Below are 15069 nucleotides of genomic sequence, written 5' to 3'. Positions count from 1 at the left end.
GGTGCGTTCAGGCCATGGCCGACGTGATGGCGGACGCGACGCGCCTGACCGCGTCCCGGCTGGTCGCGCTGAGCGCGGTGTAGGAGAGGTAGCCGTGCACCAGGCCCGGTTCCCTGACCAGCTGCGTCGGGACGCCGCTTTCGGTCAGCTTGGCGGCGAACGCGAGGCCGTCGTCGCGCAGCGGATCGAAACCGGCGACAGTCACCAGAGCGGGCGGCAGTCCGGTCAAGTCTTCGGCGAACAGCGGCGACACACGAGGGTCGGCGCGTTCGACCGACGGCGGCAGGTAGTGATCGGTGAACCACGCGATCTGCTTGGCGGTCAGCGCGGGCGAATCGGCGAACTCGCGGTTCGAGGGCCGGGAACCGGCCAGGTCGGTAACGGGATAGATCAGCGCCTGCAGTGCCGGCTTCACCCGGGAATCGCGCAGCTTCTGAGCAAGAACCGCCGCGAGGTTCCCTCCCGCGCTGTCGCCCGCGACGACGATGCGACCGTCCGGGACGCCCCACTCGGCGGCGTGCGCGACGGCGAACTCCCAGGCTGCCATCGCGTCGTTGTGCGGTGCGGGATAAGGGTTTTCCGGCGCGAGGCGGTATTCGACGGACAGGATGTCCATACCCGTGTGATGGGCGATCAAGCGCACCGGGCCGTCGTAAACCGCCCGGCTGCCCAGCACGAACCCGCCGCCGTGGAAGAACACGATGAGCCCGGCGGAGGAGGCACGTGCGCGGTACCGGGTCGCTGCGAGGCCGCCGCGCAGCCGCAGTTCCTCCACGACGTTCATCGGGAGCGGGCGCTCGCCGTAGATCGCCGCGTCCTTCAGTTCGGCGGCGCGCGCCTCGACGGGGCTGAGGTCGCTGAAATCGGGGCCTTTCGCGACGACGGACATGAGCATCGCGATCTCGGGGGCCATCTGCTCGCCGTCCGCGTTCACGGGCACCTTGACCAGTCGCTTCACCAGCGACGGGGGGAGTTTGCCCATACCGATCCCGAGCTGTCGCTGTACCCAGTCCCCGGCCGAGATCCGGGTGGTGGTCGCGGTGTTCATCGCACCTGCTCCTTGCTCGAGGAGGCGGCGCGGGCCGCCTGCTGGTCGCCGGCGGAGCTGAACTGCAGGTGCTCGTCGTAGAGCGGGCCGTTGAGCAGTCGTTTGTCGGCCTGGTACGACGTGAGCATCCGCCACGGCAGCCTGGTGCCCTGCTTGGGCATGCTGTCCGCGTTGCGGGTCACGTAGCCCGCGTTCAGGTCGAGCAGCGGTTCGGTGGCCATTCCGGGCTCGGCCACCGGCATGGCTTTGGTGTAGCCGTGCGCGTCCAGGTACCGGATCAGCCGGATGACGTACTGCGCGGTCAGGCCGACCTTGAGCGTCCACGACGAGTATTTCGTGTACCCGAAGGCGAAAGACCAGTTCGGCAGGCCGGACAACAGCATCCCGCGATAGGTCACGCAGGAACCGACGTCCAGTTTCCGCCCGTCGACCGTCTGCGGGATCCCGCCGAACATGCGCATGTTGAGCCCGGTGGCAGTGACGATCACGTCCGCGGGGATCTCCTCTCCCGAGGCGAGCAGGACGCCGGATTTGGTGAAGCGTTCGATCGTGTCCGTCGCGATGGACGCCTTGCCCGCGGAGATCGCCTTGAAGAAGTCTCCGTCGGGAGTCATGCACAGGCGCTGTTCCCAGGGTTTGTACGGCGGGTTGAAGTGCGTGTCGACGGCGTAGCCCTTCGGCAATGCCTTCTTGGTCAGGTTGCGCATCAGTTTCCGCCCGGAGTTCGGGAATTTGAGCAGGTACCCGACGAAGAAGAAGTCCCGCCACACATTCTTGAACCGGGTGGCCGCGTATCCGCGCCGCAGCCCGAGAATTCGGTACAGGGCCTGGGAAGTCTTGTCGATGCGCGGCAGCGTCATGACGTAGGTCGGGGTGCGCTGCAGCATCGTGACGTGGTCGGCCGCGCCGGGGCCGGTCGTCATCGCCGGAACCATGGTGATGGCGGTCGCGCCGCTGCCGATCACGACGACCTTCTTGCCCGCGTAGTCGTAGTCTTCGGGCCAGAACTGCGGGTGCAGGATGTCGCCTTCGAAGTCTTCGCGGCCTTCGAAGCCGGGCGTGAAACCTTCGTCGTACCGGTAGTAGCCGGTGGCGCCGTAGACCCATTTGGTCTTCAGCGGCACAGTTTTCGGCTTCTGGCCGGGAACCGCGACCCGGACCTGCAACGTCCAGACGCCCTCGGCGCTGGACCAGTCCGCCGACACGACCTGGTGGTGGTAGCGGATCAGCTCGTCGACACCGTGCTCGGCGGCGGTTTCTTCGAGGTACTCGCGGATCAGGTGCCCGTCCGCGATCGCGTGCTCGTGGCTCCACGGTTTGAACTGGTAGCCGTAAGTGTGCAGCTCGGAGTCGGAGCGGACGCCGGGATACCGGAAGAGGTCCCACGTGCCGCCGATCCGGCCGCGCCCTTCGAGCACGACGATCTTCTTGCCGGGAAAGGCGTCCCTGAGGTAACACGCCGATCCCACGCCGGAGACCCCTGCTCCGATGATGACGATGTCGGCGGCCTCGGGGCGGGCGTCGTTGCCGGCCATGGTGACTCCTCGTCTCGATCTGCTCAGGCCGGTCGTCCGGCCAGGAAGTCATGCTGCGCCAAGGGATATGGCCGATGCCACGCACATCAGTGGCGTCGTGGGGAGAGGCCTGGTGCAGAGTGCACCGGGCCCGGCGGTCAGGAGCCGCCCGGCGTTCCGATCGGGAGCATCACGTGCTTGGTGCGCGTGTAGTCGTCGAGGGCGTAGGCGGAGTTGTCGCGGCCGTAGCCCGATTTCCCGAAGCCGTTCCACGGCATTTCGCTGGCGAAGCTGAGGTGCGAGTTGACCCAGACCGAGCCGAACGCCAGTTCCTCGGTGAACCGGAGCGCGCGGGCCTGGTCGCGGGTCCACACCGATGCCGCGAGACCGTATTCGACGTCGTTCGCCTTGCTCAGCGCCTCCGCTTCGGCGGCGAACGTCTCCACCGAGATCACCGGGCCGAACACCTCCTCGCGCGCCATCTCCGTCCCGGGAGCGACGTCGGCGAGGATCGTCGCCGGGTAGAAGAAGCCGGGGCCTCCGGGCATTTCGCCGCCGAGGACGACCCTGGCACCGTCCTGACGCGCCTGGTCCACCATCGCCGCGACGCGGGAGCGATGGGCCTCGCTGATCAACGGTCCGAGTTCGAACTCCTCGCCCGCCGCGGCGTTTCCGCTGCGCAGCTGCCGGGCGGCCGCGGTGAGCGCTTCCAGGAGCCGGTCCCGAACGTCCTCGTGGCAGATCACCCTCGTCGCGGCGCCGCAGTCCTGGCCGGCGTTGCCGTAGCCGACGGCGATCAGCGTCTGCACGAGGAGGTCGAGGTCGGCGTCCGGGAACACCACCACGGGCGCTTTGCCGCCGAGTTCGAGATGGACCCGCTTGACCGTGGTCGCGGCGCCCGCCGCGACCTGCCGGCCCGAACCGACGCCGCCGGTCAGCGCCATCATGTCGATGCCGTCGTGGTGGCTCATCGCACGGCCGACAGTCGCGCCGGCGCCGGTCACGACATTGAGCACGCCGTCCGGCAGGACCCCGGTGGCGAGGCCGGCCAGGACGAGGGTGCTGAGCGGGGTGAGCACGGACGGCTTGAGCACCATCGTGTTCCCCGCTGCCAGCGCCGGCGCTATCTTCCAGGCCGCCATGAGCAACGGGAAGTTCCACGGCGTGATCGCGCCGATCACGCCGACGGGTTCGCGCCGGATATAGGACAGTTGGCCCTCGACGTACTGGCCGGGCGCCGGGGCCTGAGCGGTTCGCGCGGCTCCGGCCATGAAGCGGAAGCAGTCGGAGATCAGGGGAATCTCGTAGGTGGCGTACGCATAGGACTTGCCGACGTTGAGCGCTTCGAGCGCGGCAAGCAGTTCGGCGTGTTCGTCGACGACGTCCGCGAAGCGGAACAGCGCCTCGGCGCGGGCTCCGGGCGTCGTCCGCGCCCACGCAGGCAGTGCGGTGCGCGCTGCCGACACCGCGGCGTCGACGTCGGCCGCGGTGCCGTTCGCGGCGACCCCCAGCCGCGTGCCGGTGCCGGGATTGGTCACCTCGATCGTTTCGGCGCTCGTGCTCGGGGCGAAGCCGCCGCCGATGTACAGGGCCGGAGCCAGATCGTCGATGCGCCGCTGCGCGTCGGCCAGGATCTTCTCGGGGGTCATCTCAGGATCCTTCGGTCGGGGTGGGGAGGTAGGTCGGGCCGAGCGCGAGCACGGGGGCGAGCAGGTCGTCGTCGAGCAACTGGTCGGGCGTGGCCTCAGCCGAGGGCCTGCGGACCTGGCCGGGATAGCCGACCGCGCGGCGTGCCTCGGGCGCCATGTAGTAGGTGCTGGCCAGGAAGTAGAAGGCCGCTTCGGCGAGTTCGGCCGGCCAGTCCGCGACTGCCTCGGCCGAGAGTTCGCCGGCCGCGGCGGCCAGCTCGGCGGCTTGGATGAAGGCTGCTGCGAGGTCGGGATTGGCCTGGAGCGCGCGGTGTACGAGAGCGGCGTAGCCGGGCAGCGCGGTCAGCCTGGGCGACCGTCCGGTGCCGGGAAACCACAGGTCGGCGAGGCGCGCGGCGCCGGCGCGGGCTTGGTCGTCGGGGAAATCGATCACAGCGGAATCCTTTGGCCGGCGGCGGTTTCGACGAGGTGCTCGGCAGCGCGCAGCGCGAAGGCGGTGATCGTCGGCGTCGGATTGACCGAGGACGACGTGACGAAAACGCTGCCGTCGAAGACGTAAAGGTTGGGGACGTCGTGCGACCGCCCGTATCCGTCGACCACCGAGGTCGCCGGATCGGTGCCGCACCGGGCGGTGCCGAGCAGGTGCCAGCCGGTCTCGCCCCCGAAGTCCACACGTTTGGTGGAGACGGCCCCGGCCGCTTCGTGGACCTCGGTGATCCGGTCCAGATGCCAGTCGAGCGCGCGTTTGCTCTCGTCTGACATCGTGTAGCGGATCTTCGGCGCCGGAATGCCGTCGCTGTCGACGAGATCCGCGTCGAGGACGACCCGGTTGTCGAAGGCGGGCAGATCCTCAATGGACGCCGAAATCTCGAACGCCCGGCCGTAGAGCCGCTCGACGAGTTCATGCCCGGCCGTGCCGCTGCGCTCGGCGAGCGGCAGCTCCGCGAACCGCTGGAGCAGCCCCACCGGGCCTTGGAGCACGACAGCCGTCCACTTGGCCCCGCGGCGGAAGCCCCGGCTGGCATCGGTCTCCGCGAAGTGCATCGACCAGATCGGATGGCTCTCCGGACCGAGCCAGGGCTCGACGTCCTTTTCATACTCGCCCAGCACGGTCGCCACCGGGTGCATCATCAGGTTGCGCCCGACGTAGCCGGAGGAATTCGCGAGCCCGTCCGGGAACCGCGACGACGCGGACAGCTGCAGCAGCCGAGGAGTGCCGACCCCGTTGGCGCACAAGATCACCACCGGCGCGGCCGTGTGCTGTTCGATTCCCGCGCGGTCGATCCACGTCGCACCGGTCGCGAGGCCCTGACCGGAGACGGTGATCTCGCGGACCCGCGCCCCGGTCACCAGGTTGACTCCTGCCGCCAGCGCGCCGGGCCACATCGCGACGTCGAAGGACGCCTTCGCCCCCTCGGGACAGCCGCTGCCACAAGTCCCCCAGCGGGCGCACGGCCCGCGGGAACCGACGCCCTTCGACAGGATCGCCGACGTGCCCGGCCACCAGCCGATACCCAGCTTGTTCATGCCCTCGGCCGCGATCCGGCCGATGCGGCCGATGGGCAGCGGCGGCTGGGGAGGCACGTAGCCGGGCGGATAGGCGATGTTGCCGCCCAGCCCGGAGACGCCGATCATCTCGTCGACAGCGTCGTAATACGGCTCCAGTTCCTCGTACGTGAGCGGCCAGTCGTCGGCGACGCCGTCGAGGGTGCGCACCCGGAAGTCGGACGGGATCATCCGCGGCCACTCCGCCCAGAACAGGACGCTGCTGCCGCCGACCCCGTTGAACATGAGCGGATGCACGTCCGAATCGGAGTCGTTGACCGGATAGTCGCTCGGCCGGCCGCGGTGGTTGGGGTTCGGATTCCACGGACCGGCGACCAGCAGATCGCGTTCGGGCTTGTCGCTGGGATAGTCGGCGGCGGCAGGCCAGTCGCCCTGTTCCAGGACAGTCACGCGGAACCCGCTCTCGGCCAGCAGCCGCGCGGCGGTGGCTCCGGACGGCCCCGCGCCGATGATCAGCGCGTCGACGTCGCCGTCTCTCGAAGACGGGCCAGGCACGGTCATGGGCGCTCCCTCTTGCTCGGTATTTAAGTCAGACGGTTGTGTTTAAATACGGGCATGCCGAAGATCGTCGACCACCGCCAGCGGCGTGCCGAGATCGCCGACGCCGTGCTGGCGATCGTCGCCGAGGACGGCGTTGGCGCCGTCACCCTGCGCGATGTCGCGGACCGCAGCGGCTGGTCAACCGGCGTGCTGAACCACTACGTCGGCGGCCGGGACGACCTTCTGCGGCTGGCCTTCCGGCACACGTTCTGGCTCTCCGGACAGCGGCTGGCGGCCATCGCCGAGGAGACCGGACTGGAGCCGGCCGAGCGACTGGTCCGCATCCTCACCGCGCACCTGCCGCTCGACGGGCCGTCGGTGGCTTTCGCCCGGATCACGCTGTTCTTCTACGCCGAAGCGGCCAGCTCCCCGGACAAGCTCGGCGAAGACATGCTCAACTACCTCACCTCGTGGCGTTCGACGGTCGAGGACCACGTGCGCGCGGCGCTGGATTCGCGTGGCCTGCCGACGTCCCGGGCGCGGGAGATCGGCGACCACCTCGTGGCGGTCATCGACGGCTACGCCAGTTACGAGGTGCTCGGCTCGAACCTGTGGAACGGCGGCGATCGCACCGTCGCTCCCCCGGTCCGGGACTGGGTCGAGTCGGCGCTCGCGATGAGCGCCGCGGGCTCGGCGCGGCGCTGAACCCGGACCGCCCGGCCGCCGCGGTCCGGCGGCGCTGAAGGCTCCGTTGCCTGTCATGGGTGCACTCCCGAACTCCGTCCGCCGGGCCGCTCACCCGGCGCGGTGCCCATGGTTCGACATGGCCGTCGGCGCGCGCCACACACATCTGGGGTGTCCGCGAACGCACGGGGGTGCACATTGCACCCTTCATTCGCGCCGGTCCGCCCAGTCGTCGGTGGACTTCAGCCACGCCCGGTCCGCGACCAGATCGCGGCACGTACCCGCCCGCTCCCACTCCTCGCTCGCCAGCAACGCGCGATGGAACGGGAGCAGCGTCGGAATGCCCTCGACGACGGTCTCGTCGAGGGCCTTGCGCATCGCCGCGGCGGCGGCGGCGCGGTCCTCGCCCCAGGTGATCACCTTGGCGATCAGCGGGTCGTAGTAGGGCGGCACGGCGTCCCCCTCGGCCACGCCGGTGTCGACCCGTACCCGGTCTCCCGACGGCGCGGCGAACCGCTCGATCCGGCCAGGGCCCGGCCGGAACCCTTTGGCGGCGGATTCGGCGTTGATCCGGCATTCGATCGCGTGGCCGGTGATCCGCACGCCGGGCTGGGCGAAGCCGAGCGGTTCGCCCGCGGCGACGCGGATCTGCTCCTCGACCAGATCGAGGCCTGTGACGAGTTCGGTGACCGGGTGCTCGACCTGGACGCGGGTGTTCATTTCGAGGAAGTAGAAGTCGTCGCCGGCGAGCAGTCCTTCGACGGTGCCGAGCGAGAAGTAGTCCGCCGCTCGCGCCGCTCGCATCGCGATCTCGCCCAGCCGGGTGCGCTGAGCGTCGGTCAGCAGCGGGCAGGGTGCTTCCTCGACGAGTTTCTGGTGCCGCCGCTGGACCGAACAGTCCCGTTCGAACAGGTGGACCATGTTGCCGTGCGTGTCGCCGATGATCTGCACCTCGACATGGCGCGGGTCTTCGAGATAGCGCTCCAGGTAGACCGTGGCGTCGCCGAAGAAGCGCTCGCCCTCCCCCGCTGCGCCTTCGACCGCGGCGGCGAGTTCGTCGGGACCGCCGGCCACGCGAAACCCCTTCCCGCCACCACCGCTCGCCGCCTTGGCGGCGACGGGGTAACCGATCGCCGCCGCCGTCGCGAACGCTTTCGGCCCGGGGTGAACCGGTTCGGTGCACCCGGGAACGACCGGGACGCCGGCTGCCGAAACTGTCTCCCGCGCCCGGATTTTCGACGACATCATCTCCATCGAATCCGGGCTCGGGCCGATGAAGACCAGCCCGGCCGCCGCGCACGCACGGGCGAACTCCGGATTCTCCGACAGCAGGCCGTAGCCCGGATGGATCGCCTGGGCCCCGGTGGACAGCGCGGCCTCGACGATGCGATCGATCCTCAGATAGCTTTCGGCCACCGGGTCCGCGCCGATCGGCACGCTTTCGTCGGCCGTCCGGACGTGCAGGCTGCCCGCGTCGACGTCGGAATGGACGGCGACGCTGGCGATTCCCATTCGCCGCAACGTTTTCATGACGCGTACCGCGATCTCGCCCCTGTTCGCGACGAGGACTTTGCCGAACACGAGTCAGTCCTCCAGGGTCACGAGCACGTCGCCGTCGGAGACGACGGCTCCCTCGGCGACGTGGATCTTGGCCACGACGCCGTCGTCCTCGGCCTCGACCGGGATCTCCATCTTCATCGACTCGAGGACGAGCAGCACGTCCCCCTCGCTGACCTGGTCTCCGGTCGTCACAACGATTTTCCACACTGCAGCCGCACAGTCGGCGACGATTTCGTTCATGGTTTCTTCCTTGTCTGCACGGCGAGCGCACCTTGGCTGGCTTCGAGGAACGAGGCCACGACCTCGCGGGTCTCGCGCGGATCGATCATGTGCTCCACGCCGAACGCTTCGACGGTCCGCCACGGATCGACGAGCGAGCGCATGCGGTCCTCGATCTGTGCCCGCATCGCGACGGGGTCGTCCGACGCCTCGATTTCGCGCCGGTACGCGGCTTCCACTCCGCCTTCGATCGGAAGGTCGCCCCATTCGCCGCTCGGCCACGCCAGGCGCAGCCCGAGCCGGTCCGGGTTCGAGGTCGCGGAGACGGCGAGGCCGTAGGCCTTGCGCACTTGCACGGTGACGATGGGGACCGTCGCCTCGACCACCGACTGGATCGCGCGCACTCCCCAGCGCATGACGTTCGCCCGCTCCGCCTGCGGGCCGACCATGAATCCGGGGACGTCGACGAAGTAGAGGACCGGGAGGTGAAAAGTGGTGCAGAGATTCATCAGCCGCACCTGTTTCTCCGCCGCGGCGGCGTCCATCGCTCCGCCGAGATGCTGCGGATTGCTCGCGAGGACGCCGATCGGCATCCCGTCGATCCGGGCGAGACCGGTGACCAGGCTCTTGCCCCACCGGGAACCGATCTCGAAGAACGACTCCCGGTCGACGACGGCCTTGATCACCTTGGCCGCGCGATAGGCCTGCCGCCGGTTCTCCGGGATGATCTCGAGCAGTTCCGGTGCGCGGCGGTCGACCGGATCGTCGCAGGACGTGCGTTCCGGGAGCTGCCAGACATTCTGCGGCAGATAGCTCAGCACCGCCCGCAGCTGGGCGATCGCGTCGTCCTCGTCCCGCGCCAGGTTGTCGACCGCGCCGCTCGCGGTCGCGACGGGACCGCCGCCCAGCTCGTGCTTGTCGATGTCGATGCCCAGCGCGCGCCGCACGAGCGGCGGGCCGCCGGCGAAGAGCACGGAATCCTTGGTCATCACCGAAAAGTGGCTGGCCACCGCCCGCGCCGCGCTGCCGCCGACCGCGGCGCCGCTCACCATCGTGAGGACCGGGACCTCGTCGAGAAGCTCGAAGGAACGCGTCCAGCTCACGGAACTGGTGAGATAGGTGTGCCCTTTGTCCTCCTGGGCCGCGACGTCCCCGCCGATGCCCTCCACGAACATCAGGAGCGGGATCTTGTACTCGTGGGCGAGATCCTCGACGAAGCCGCCCATCCCGCCCTTCATCCGGTCGAGGTAACTCTGCGGGGCGCCCGCGCGCACGGTGAAGTCCTCCCCGCCGAGCGCGACCGGGCGACCGTCCACTTTGGCCAGTCCGCACACGTAGCTCGACGGCAGCGTGCCGAGCCGGTTGCCGAGTGCGTCGCGCTCCTCGAAGACCGCGAATTCGCCGATCTCGCTGAAGCTCTCGGAGATCGCGGCGATGCGTTCGCGGATCGTGTACCGGCCCTGGTCCTTCTGCCGGGCCACTCGCCGTTCGCCGCCGAGCTTGCGGGCCTGCGCGCGGCGGACCTCGAATGCGTCCAGGGCGTCCGCCCAGCTGAATCCGCCGGATGTGCTCATCGCGGCACCTCCATGACGTCGGGCGACGTGATGTCGCGGGAGAGCAGATGTTTCTGGACCACGCCGGTCCCGGCGCTGCGCACGAACTCGGAGCCGTCGGTGACCGTGAGGTATCTCGGCATCGCGAACCGGGGAAGCACCTTGCGGCAGTGCGCCACGAACTCGTCGGGCACCAGGTCGTCGCCGTCCGGGACCACGAAGACTTTGATCTCGTCCTCGCCGCCGTGCTCGTCGCCCACCGCGATGGCGACGCACTCCCGGACTCCGTCAGCCGTGTTCAGGCTGTGCTCCAGCTCCCAGACCGAGATGTTCTCGCCGCGCCGGCGGAAGCTGTCCGTCCGCCGGCCGTCGAAGTGAAGGAAGCCGTCTCCGTCGAGATGGCCGGAATCACCGGTGTGGAACCACAGATTGCGCCAGGCCTCGACGGTCGCCTCGGGTCGGCGCCAGTAGCCGAGGGCCGTGAGATGCGGACGGCGCGGGCGGTAGACGATCTCGCCTGTTTCGCCCGCGGGCAGCGGGCGGTCGTTCTCGTCCACCACCCGCACCTCGATCGCGTCGTGCGGATGTCCCGCCGCGCCGCGGCGGCGCTGCTCGACACTGTCCATCGCGATGCCGTCGCATTCGGTCTGGCCGAACAGGGTCAGGACGGGGATGCCGAGCCGGTCCTCGAACGTCTCGTAAGCGATCCGCGGAATCGGCGCCCCGATCATCCTGCTCAGCCGGTGCGACCCCGGTTCGGGCAGCTCGCCCTGCGCCAGAATCGACAGCATCGCTCCCACCCCCGCGGCCCACGTCGCCCCGAACTCGCGGACATCGGCGAAGTACTCACTGGCGGAAAACCGTTCGCGGAAGGCCATCGAGCCGCCCGACTGCACGCACGCGGCGAGCTTGACGTGCCCGTCGACGTGGAAGAACGGCAACGGGAAGTACCCGACGTCGTCGGCGTCGAGACGGAGCCGGTCGGCCCAGATCTCGGCGAGATTCGAGAAGTACGCACGCGGGAGCATCACGCCTTTGGCCGGCCCCGTCGTTCCTGACGTGTAGAGGATGGTCGCGAGGTCGCCGGGACCGAATCCCCGCTGCGCCGCATCGAGTCCGTCCCGCGCCGTGTCGTCGACCGGATCCGCGGTCAGCTCGCTCATCGGCAGGACATCGCCGGACGCCGCCTCGCGCACCGGCCCCAGGCATTCGTCCTGGCAGGCGATCAGGCACGGATCCGAGTCGGCCAGGACGTGCGCCAGCATCGGGCCGCGGAGTTCGACGTTGACCGACACCTCGACCGCGCCGAGCCACCAGATGCCGAACATCCACACGACCCGGTCGATCGAATTTCCGCTCACCAGCGCGACGCGGTCCCCTGCGGACACCCCGCGGCCGCGCAGCGCCGCCGCCACGCGACGCGCCCGCTCCGCCAGCTCCCCGGTGGAGAGAACCTGGCCGCGCGTGCGGAGCAGCGGGCGGCCCGCGTCCCGGGCGACCGCGCGCAGCAGGTCGTCCACGGGGCTCACGCGACCGGCCGACCGCGGGCGGGACCTGGACCTGCTGACGTCGTTCACGAAGAGATCCCTTCGGTCCTCGGGGTTTCTTATTTCAGACGTTTGATATAGAACAGTTCTCGTCCATCCGCTGTCAACCCCCGTGGAGGTCGCGATGACTGGGAGCCCGCCATGACCTGGACGACGACAGTGCACCCGTGGTCGTCCGACTTCGACTACCTCGGACACCTGACCGCGGCCGTCTACCCGAAGGCGTTCGAGCAGGCGCGGGTGGACTACCTGCGCGACCGGTGGCGGACCCGCGCACCGGCCTATGTGGTTGCCGCGCAACGGATGCAGTACCTCAAGGAGGTCCTCGAGGCGGACGGCCCGCTCAAGGTCGCGCTCCGGCCGGTACGGGTGGGCCGCTCGAGCTTCGATCTCGCGGGACTGCTGTGCGATGCCGAAGGCGCCGTGTGCAACCGCTCCGATGCGACGCTCGTGGCCTGGGACCTCGAGACGCGCCGCCCGAGGCCGCTCACCGCGGGCGAACGCGACGCCCTCAGCGCGGACATCACCGCGTGAGCACCGGATTCCCGCTGTCCAAACAGGAGGTTGAACATCACTATGACTGCTGAACGCCGCACTGGAAAACGTGTCCTCGTCACGGGCGGCGCGGGCGAGATGGGCGCGCACGCCTGTCGTGTCCTGGCCGGTGCCGAGGAGATCGCCGAAGTACTTGTCGCCGACCGGAACGAGGCGGCTGCCACCGCACTCGCGGATGTACTCGGCCCGCGGGCGAAGCCGCTCGCGCTGGACATCTCCGACGCGGCCGCGCTCGCCGGCGCGCTGTCCGGCATCGACATCGTGCTCAACACGACGGGGCCGTTCTACCGGTTCGGCCCGCTCGTCCTGCGCGCCGCGATCGCCGCCGGAACGCACTACCTCGACATCTGCGACGACTTCGAGCCGACGCTCGAGATGCTCGGTCTCGATGCCGCCGCGCGGGAAGCCGGCATCACCGCGGTGATCGGGGTCGGCGCGAGTCCCGGCATCAGCAACCTGCTCGGCGTGCTGGCGATGAGCGAGTGCGACGCGGTGGAAACCGTCTACACCTCTTGGCGTGCATCGGGTTTCCAGCGCGCCGAGGTCGACGACAGCGTGCGGTCGTCCGCGGCGGTCGAACACTGGTTGCACAACTGCACCGCGACGATCAAAGCGTGGCGCGACGGCGGTCTCGCCGACACCCAACCGCTCGAGGAGCGCACGCTCAGCTATCCGGGACGGGGCGAAGCGACGGTCTGGGTGTGCGGCCATCCCGAACCACTGACCCTCCCCCGCTCCCGAAGCGGTGTAAGGGAATCCCTGAATCTCATGACGTCCAGGCCGCGGTTGATGGAGGCGGTGATCCGCACGGCGAACCGGGTCCGCTCCGGCGAACTCGACGTGGCGGCGGCGAGCCGAGCCCTGGTTCTCGAGCCGGGCACGATGGGCTCCGCCGCGGGTCCCGCGCCGTCGCTGCCGGTGCTCTTCGCCGTCGCGGAGGGGACGAAGGACGGCAAGCGAATCCGCGTCGGCGCCCGCCCCCTCGTCGTCCCCGACGACAGCATGGGCACGATGACCGGCATCCCGCTGGCCGTGGCGACGCTCATGACAGCGCGAGGCCAGTGCGGCCGACCGGGCGTCCACGGGCCGGAGGTCCTCGACGCGCGCACGTTCTTCGCAGACCTGGCTCAGCACGCGCGCCAGGCACCCGGAGACGAACGCCCTGCCGACGTCGTCGAGGTCGTCGTCGAGGAAATCGCCGCCAGGTAAGCAAGGAGGTGCACCTCGGCCGGGCCGAGGTGCACCTCCTTCGAACACTGTCACGGCGTTCAGGCCGCCGCGGGGCGCATCTCGATCCCGCGCGGATGGCGCAGCCGCGACACGCCCGTGGCAAGAAGAACCACCAGCGACATCCCGACGGCTGCCACATAGCCGGTGGTGTAGAGGGATTCCTTCGGCAAACCGGTCGCGGCGTCGGTGCCGGAACCGAGCACGGCGGAGATCACCGCCGAGCCGAATGCGAACCCGATGGCCATCGCGGTGCCTCCCATGCCCGAGGCCATTCCCGCCTTGTCCTCCGGGACGGCGTACTGCGGGACCGCGAAACCGCCGCTGTATCCGGCCCGGCTGCCGAGCCCGATGATCGCGGAACCGACGAGGTAGTGCCACGGCTGGCCGTGCGCCACAGCGAGCCACAGGAAACCCGCCGCCGAGACGAGACCGCCGAACACGAGAACCACTCCGGGCCGTCCCTTCGCGACGAACTTCTCGGCAGCGGCCCCGCTGGCGAACATCGACAACGCGAACGGCAGCATCAACAGGCTCGATTTCAACGCGTCGTATCCGAGCCCGTATCCCGCCGCGGCCGGGGTTTGCGTGTAGTAGGTCACCAGCAGCAGCAACGCGCCGTCCGTCGCGCCGAAAAGCCCGACCGCCAGGCACGAGGCGGAAACGTAAGGCTTCTTCAGCAGGCTGACGTCGAAGACCGACGTCGAGGACCGGCGTTCCGCCACTGCCCAGACCACGCCGGCGACGACGCCCGCCGCCAGCAGAATGTAGGGCAGGCTCCCGGTCCAGACCGTGCCCTGTGAGAGGGCGAGGAGAACCAGGCCGAGCCACCCGATCATCCACGCAGTTCCGAGCACCCCCATGCGGCCGCGGGACGTCGCCCGTTCCGCCGGGAGGACAGCCACGAGCGCAACAGTCGTCAGCGCCAGCACCGCCGCCATCGCGTAGAAGAACGTGTCGACGGAGAAGTACTTGACCAGCACTCCGCCGCCGGTCAAACCCAGGACCACGCCGATTCCGCTCGCGATGATGGACACGCGCACCGCGACGCCGATCGCGCTCCCCGGCAGCAGCCGCCGCAGGAAAACAAGCGGGAGCAGCATCGAACCGCTGCCCAAGCCCATCAGCGCTGCCCCGGCGACCAACGCCGGGTAGGCATGGCCGACCGCGGCGACCAGCGCGCCGACAGTCATCACGACACCCGAAGCCAGCGCCGTCGTGCGGTCCCCGCGCAAATCCGACAGGCGCGGGATCAGCACGAAACCCGCGCCGGAGGCCAGCGTCATCGCGGTGAAAACCCAGGCCCCAGAGGCGACGCTGAGGTGATACTGCGCCTGCATGTCCGGCAGCAAGGGCGGCAGCATGAACGCGATCGCATTTGTCACGGTCCCGAGGAATCCCGCCACGGCAATGAGCAACCAGCGGGCCGGCTCCCTTCCGGTGCCGATTCTCGCCGGCGTTCCGACC

At 69.4% G+C, this 15069-nt stretch carries 13 protein-coding genes; 3 read left to right on the top strand and 10 right to left on the bottom strand.

Going from position 1 to position 15069, the window contains the following annotated elements:
* Positions 1-7: 7 nt before the first annotated feature.
* From L3Q65_RS46460 to L3Q65_RS46440, 5 genes are all read right to left on the bottom strand, one after another.
* Positions 8-1048 (bottom strand): alpha/beta hydrolase, encoded by a 1041-nt coding sequence (locus tag L3Q65_RS46460; protein WP_237598528.1) that lies wholly within the window; start codon positions 1046-1048, stop codon positions 8-10.
* The gene (locus tag L3Q65_RS46455; RefSeq protein ID WP_237598527.1) at positions 1045-2583 is read right to left on the bottom strand and encodes an NAD(P)/FAD-dependent oxidoreductase; all 1539 of its coding nucleotides are present in this window, start codon (positions 2581-2583) and stop codon (positions 1045-1047) included. Before L3Q65_RS46455 ends, L3Q65_RS46460 begins: the two co-directional genes overlap by 4 nt.
* 137 nt (positions 2584-2720) lie before the next feature.
* The gene (locus L3Q65_RS46450) at positions 2721-4211 is read right to left on the bottom strand and encodes an aminobutyraldehyde dehydrogenase (RefSeq protein WP_237598526.1); all 1491 of its coding nucleotides are present in this window, start codon (positions 4209-4211) and stop codon (positions 2721-2723) included.
* Position 4212: 1 nt separating this feature from the next.
* Entirely contained in the window at positions 4213-4644 is a 432-nt protein-coding gene (locus L3Q65_RS46445; RefSeq protein ID WP_182895681.1) for a hypothetical protein, read from the bottom strand.
* Positions 4641-6278 carry a GMC family oxidoreductase gene (locus L3Q65_RS46440; RefSeq protein WP_237598525.1) on the bottom strand — a complete coding sequence of 546 codons (1638 nt, stop codon included), beginning with the start codon at positions 6276-6278 and terminating at the stop codon, positions 4641-4643. Before L3Q65_RS46440 ends, L3Q65_RS46445 begins: the two co-directional genes overlap by 4 nt.
* A gap of 54 nt (positions 6279-6332) precedes the next feature.
* On the opposite strand from L3Q65_RS46440, the gene L3Q65_RS46435 reads away from it, so the two are divergent.
* Complete coding sequence (locus L3Q65_RS46435) at positions 6333-6962, top strand: TetR/AcrR family transcriptional regulator (protein ID WP_182895679.1); 630 nt, start codon at positions 6333-6335, stop codon at positions 6960-6962.
* Between the two features lie 186 nt (positions 6963-7148).
* Here L3Q65_RS46435 and L3Q65_RS46430 read toward each other — a convergent pair whose 3' ends face one another.
* Genes L3Q65_RS46430 through L3Q65_RS46415 form a run of 4 tightly spaced genes read right to left on the bottom strand, consistent with a single transcriptional unit; the run spans position 7149 to position 11793 of the window.
* Positions 7149-8522, bottom strand: coding sequence for an acetyl/propionyl/methylcrotonyl-CoA carboxylase subunit alpha (locus L3Q65_RS46430; RefSeq protein WP_237598524.1), 1374 nt, complete (start codon positions 8520-8522; stop codon positions 7149-7151).
* 3 nt (positions 8523-8525) lie between these two features.
* Positions 8526-8741 (bottom strand): biotin/lipoyl-binding carrier protein, encoded by a 216-nt coding sequence (locus tag L3Q65_RS46425; RefSeq protein WP_182895677.1) that lies wholly within the window; start codon positions 8739-8741, stop codon positions 8526-8528.
* The gene (locus tag L3Q65_RS46420; RefSeq protein ID WP_237598523.1) at positions 8738-10294 is read right to left on the bottom strand and encodes an acyl-CoA carboxylase subunit beta; all 1557 of its coding nucleotides are present in this window, start codon (positions 10292-10294) and stop codon (positions 8738-8740) included. Before L3Q65_RS46420 ends, L3Q65_RS46425 begins: the two co-directional genes overlap by 4 nt.
* Positions 10291-11793, bottom strand: a complete 1503-nt coding sequence (locus L3Q65_RS46415) for an AMP-binding protein (protein WP_237598522.1) — start codon at positions 11791-11793, stop codon at positions 10291-10293. The genes L3Q65_RS46420 and L3Q65_RS46415 overlap by 4 nt, the downstream gene beginning before the upstream one ends.
* Before the next feature lie 168 nt (positions 11794-11961).
* Between L3Q65_RS46415 and L3Q65_RS46410 the strand changes: the two genes are divergently transcribed.
* Positions 11962-12354, top strand: coding sequence for a thioesterase family protein (locus L3Q65_RS46410; RefSeq protein ID WP_237598521.1), 393 nt, complete (start codon positions 11962-11964; stop codon positions 12352-12354).
* Between the two features lie 42 nt (positions 12355-12396).
* Positions 12397-13584 (top strand): saccharopine dehydrogenase family protein, encoded by a 1188-nt coding sequence (locus tag L3Q65_RS46405; protein ID WP_237598520.1) that lies wholly within the window; start codon positions 12397-12399, stop codon positions 13582-13584.
* 59 nt (positions 13585-13643) lie between these two features.
* On the opposite strand, the gene L3Q65_RS46400 is transcribed toward L3Q65_RS46405, so the two are convergent.
* Positions 13644-14987, bottom strand: coding sequence for an MFS transporter (locus L3Q65_RS46400; RefSeq protein ID WP_237598519.1), 1344 nt, complete (start codon positions 14985-14987; stop codon positions 13644-13646).
* Positions 14988-15069 lie beyond the last annotated feature (82 nt).

The sequence above is a fragment of the Amycolatopsis sp. FU40 genome (genome assembly GCF_021903635.1).
GTDB classification, from domain to species: Bacteria; Actinomycetota; Actinomycetes; order Mycobacteriales; family Pseudonocardiaceae; genus Amycolatopsis; species Amycolatopsis dendrobii.
The sequence above is the reverse complement of the archived record's forward strand: the minus strand, read 5'-3'. Positions and strand labels throughout refer to the sequence as shown.

Coding starts and splice junctions, on each gene's coding strand:
- L3Q65_RS46455 (WP_237598527.1), bottom strand. CDS start 2,583: ATGGCCGGCAACGACGCCCGCCCCGAGGCCGCCGACATCGTCATCATC.
- L3Q65_RS46440 (WP_237598525.1), bottom strand. CDS start 6,278: ATGACCGTGCCTGGCCCGTCTTCGAGAGACGGCGACGTCGACGCGCTG.
- L3Q65_RS46460 (WP_237598528.1), bottom strand. CDS start 1,048: ATGAACACCGCGACCACCACCCGGATCTCGGCCGGGGACTGGGTACAG.
- L3Q65_RS46405 (WP_237598520.1), top strand. CDS start 12,397: ATGACTGCTGAACGCCGCACTGGAAAACGTGTCCTCGTCACGGGCGGC.
- L3Q65_RS46420 (WP_237598523.1), bottom strand. CDS start 10,294: ATGAGCACATCCGGCGGATTCAGCTGGGCGGACGCCCTGGACGCATTC.
- L3Q65_RS46435 (WP_182895679.1), top strand. CDS start 6,333: ATGCCGAAGATCGTCGACCACCGCCAGCGGCGTGCCGAGATCGCCGAC.
- L3Q65_RS46450 (WP_237598526.1), bottom strand. CDS start 4,211: ATGACCCCCGAGAAGATCCTGGCCGACGCGCAGCGGCGCATCGACGAT.
- L3Q65_RS46425 (WP_182895677.1), bottom strand. CDS start 8,741: ATGAACGAAATCGTCGCCGACTGTGCGGCTGCAGTGTGGAAAATCGTT.
- L3Q65_RS46410 (WP_237598521.1), top strand. CDS start 11,962: ATGACCTGGACGACGACAGTGCACCCGTGGTCGTCCGACTTCGACTAC.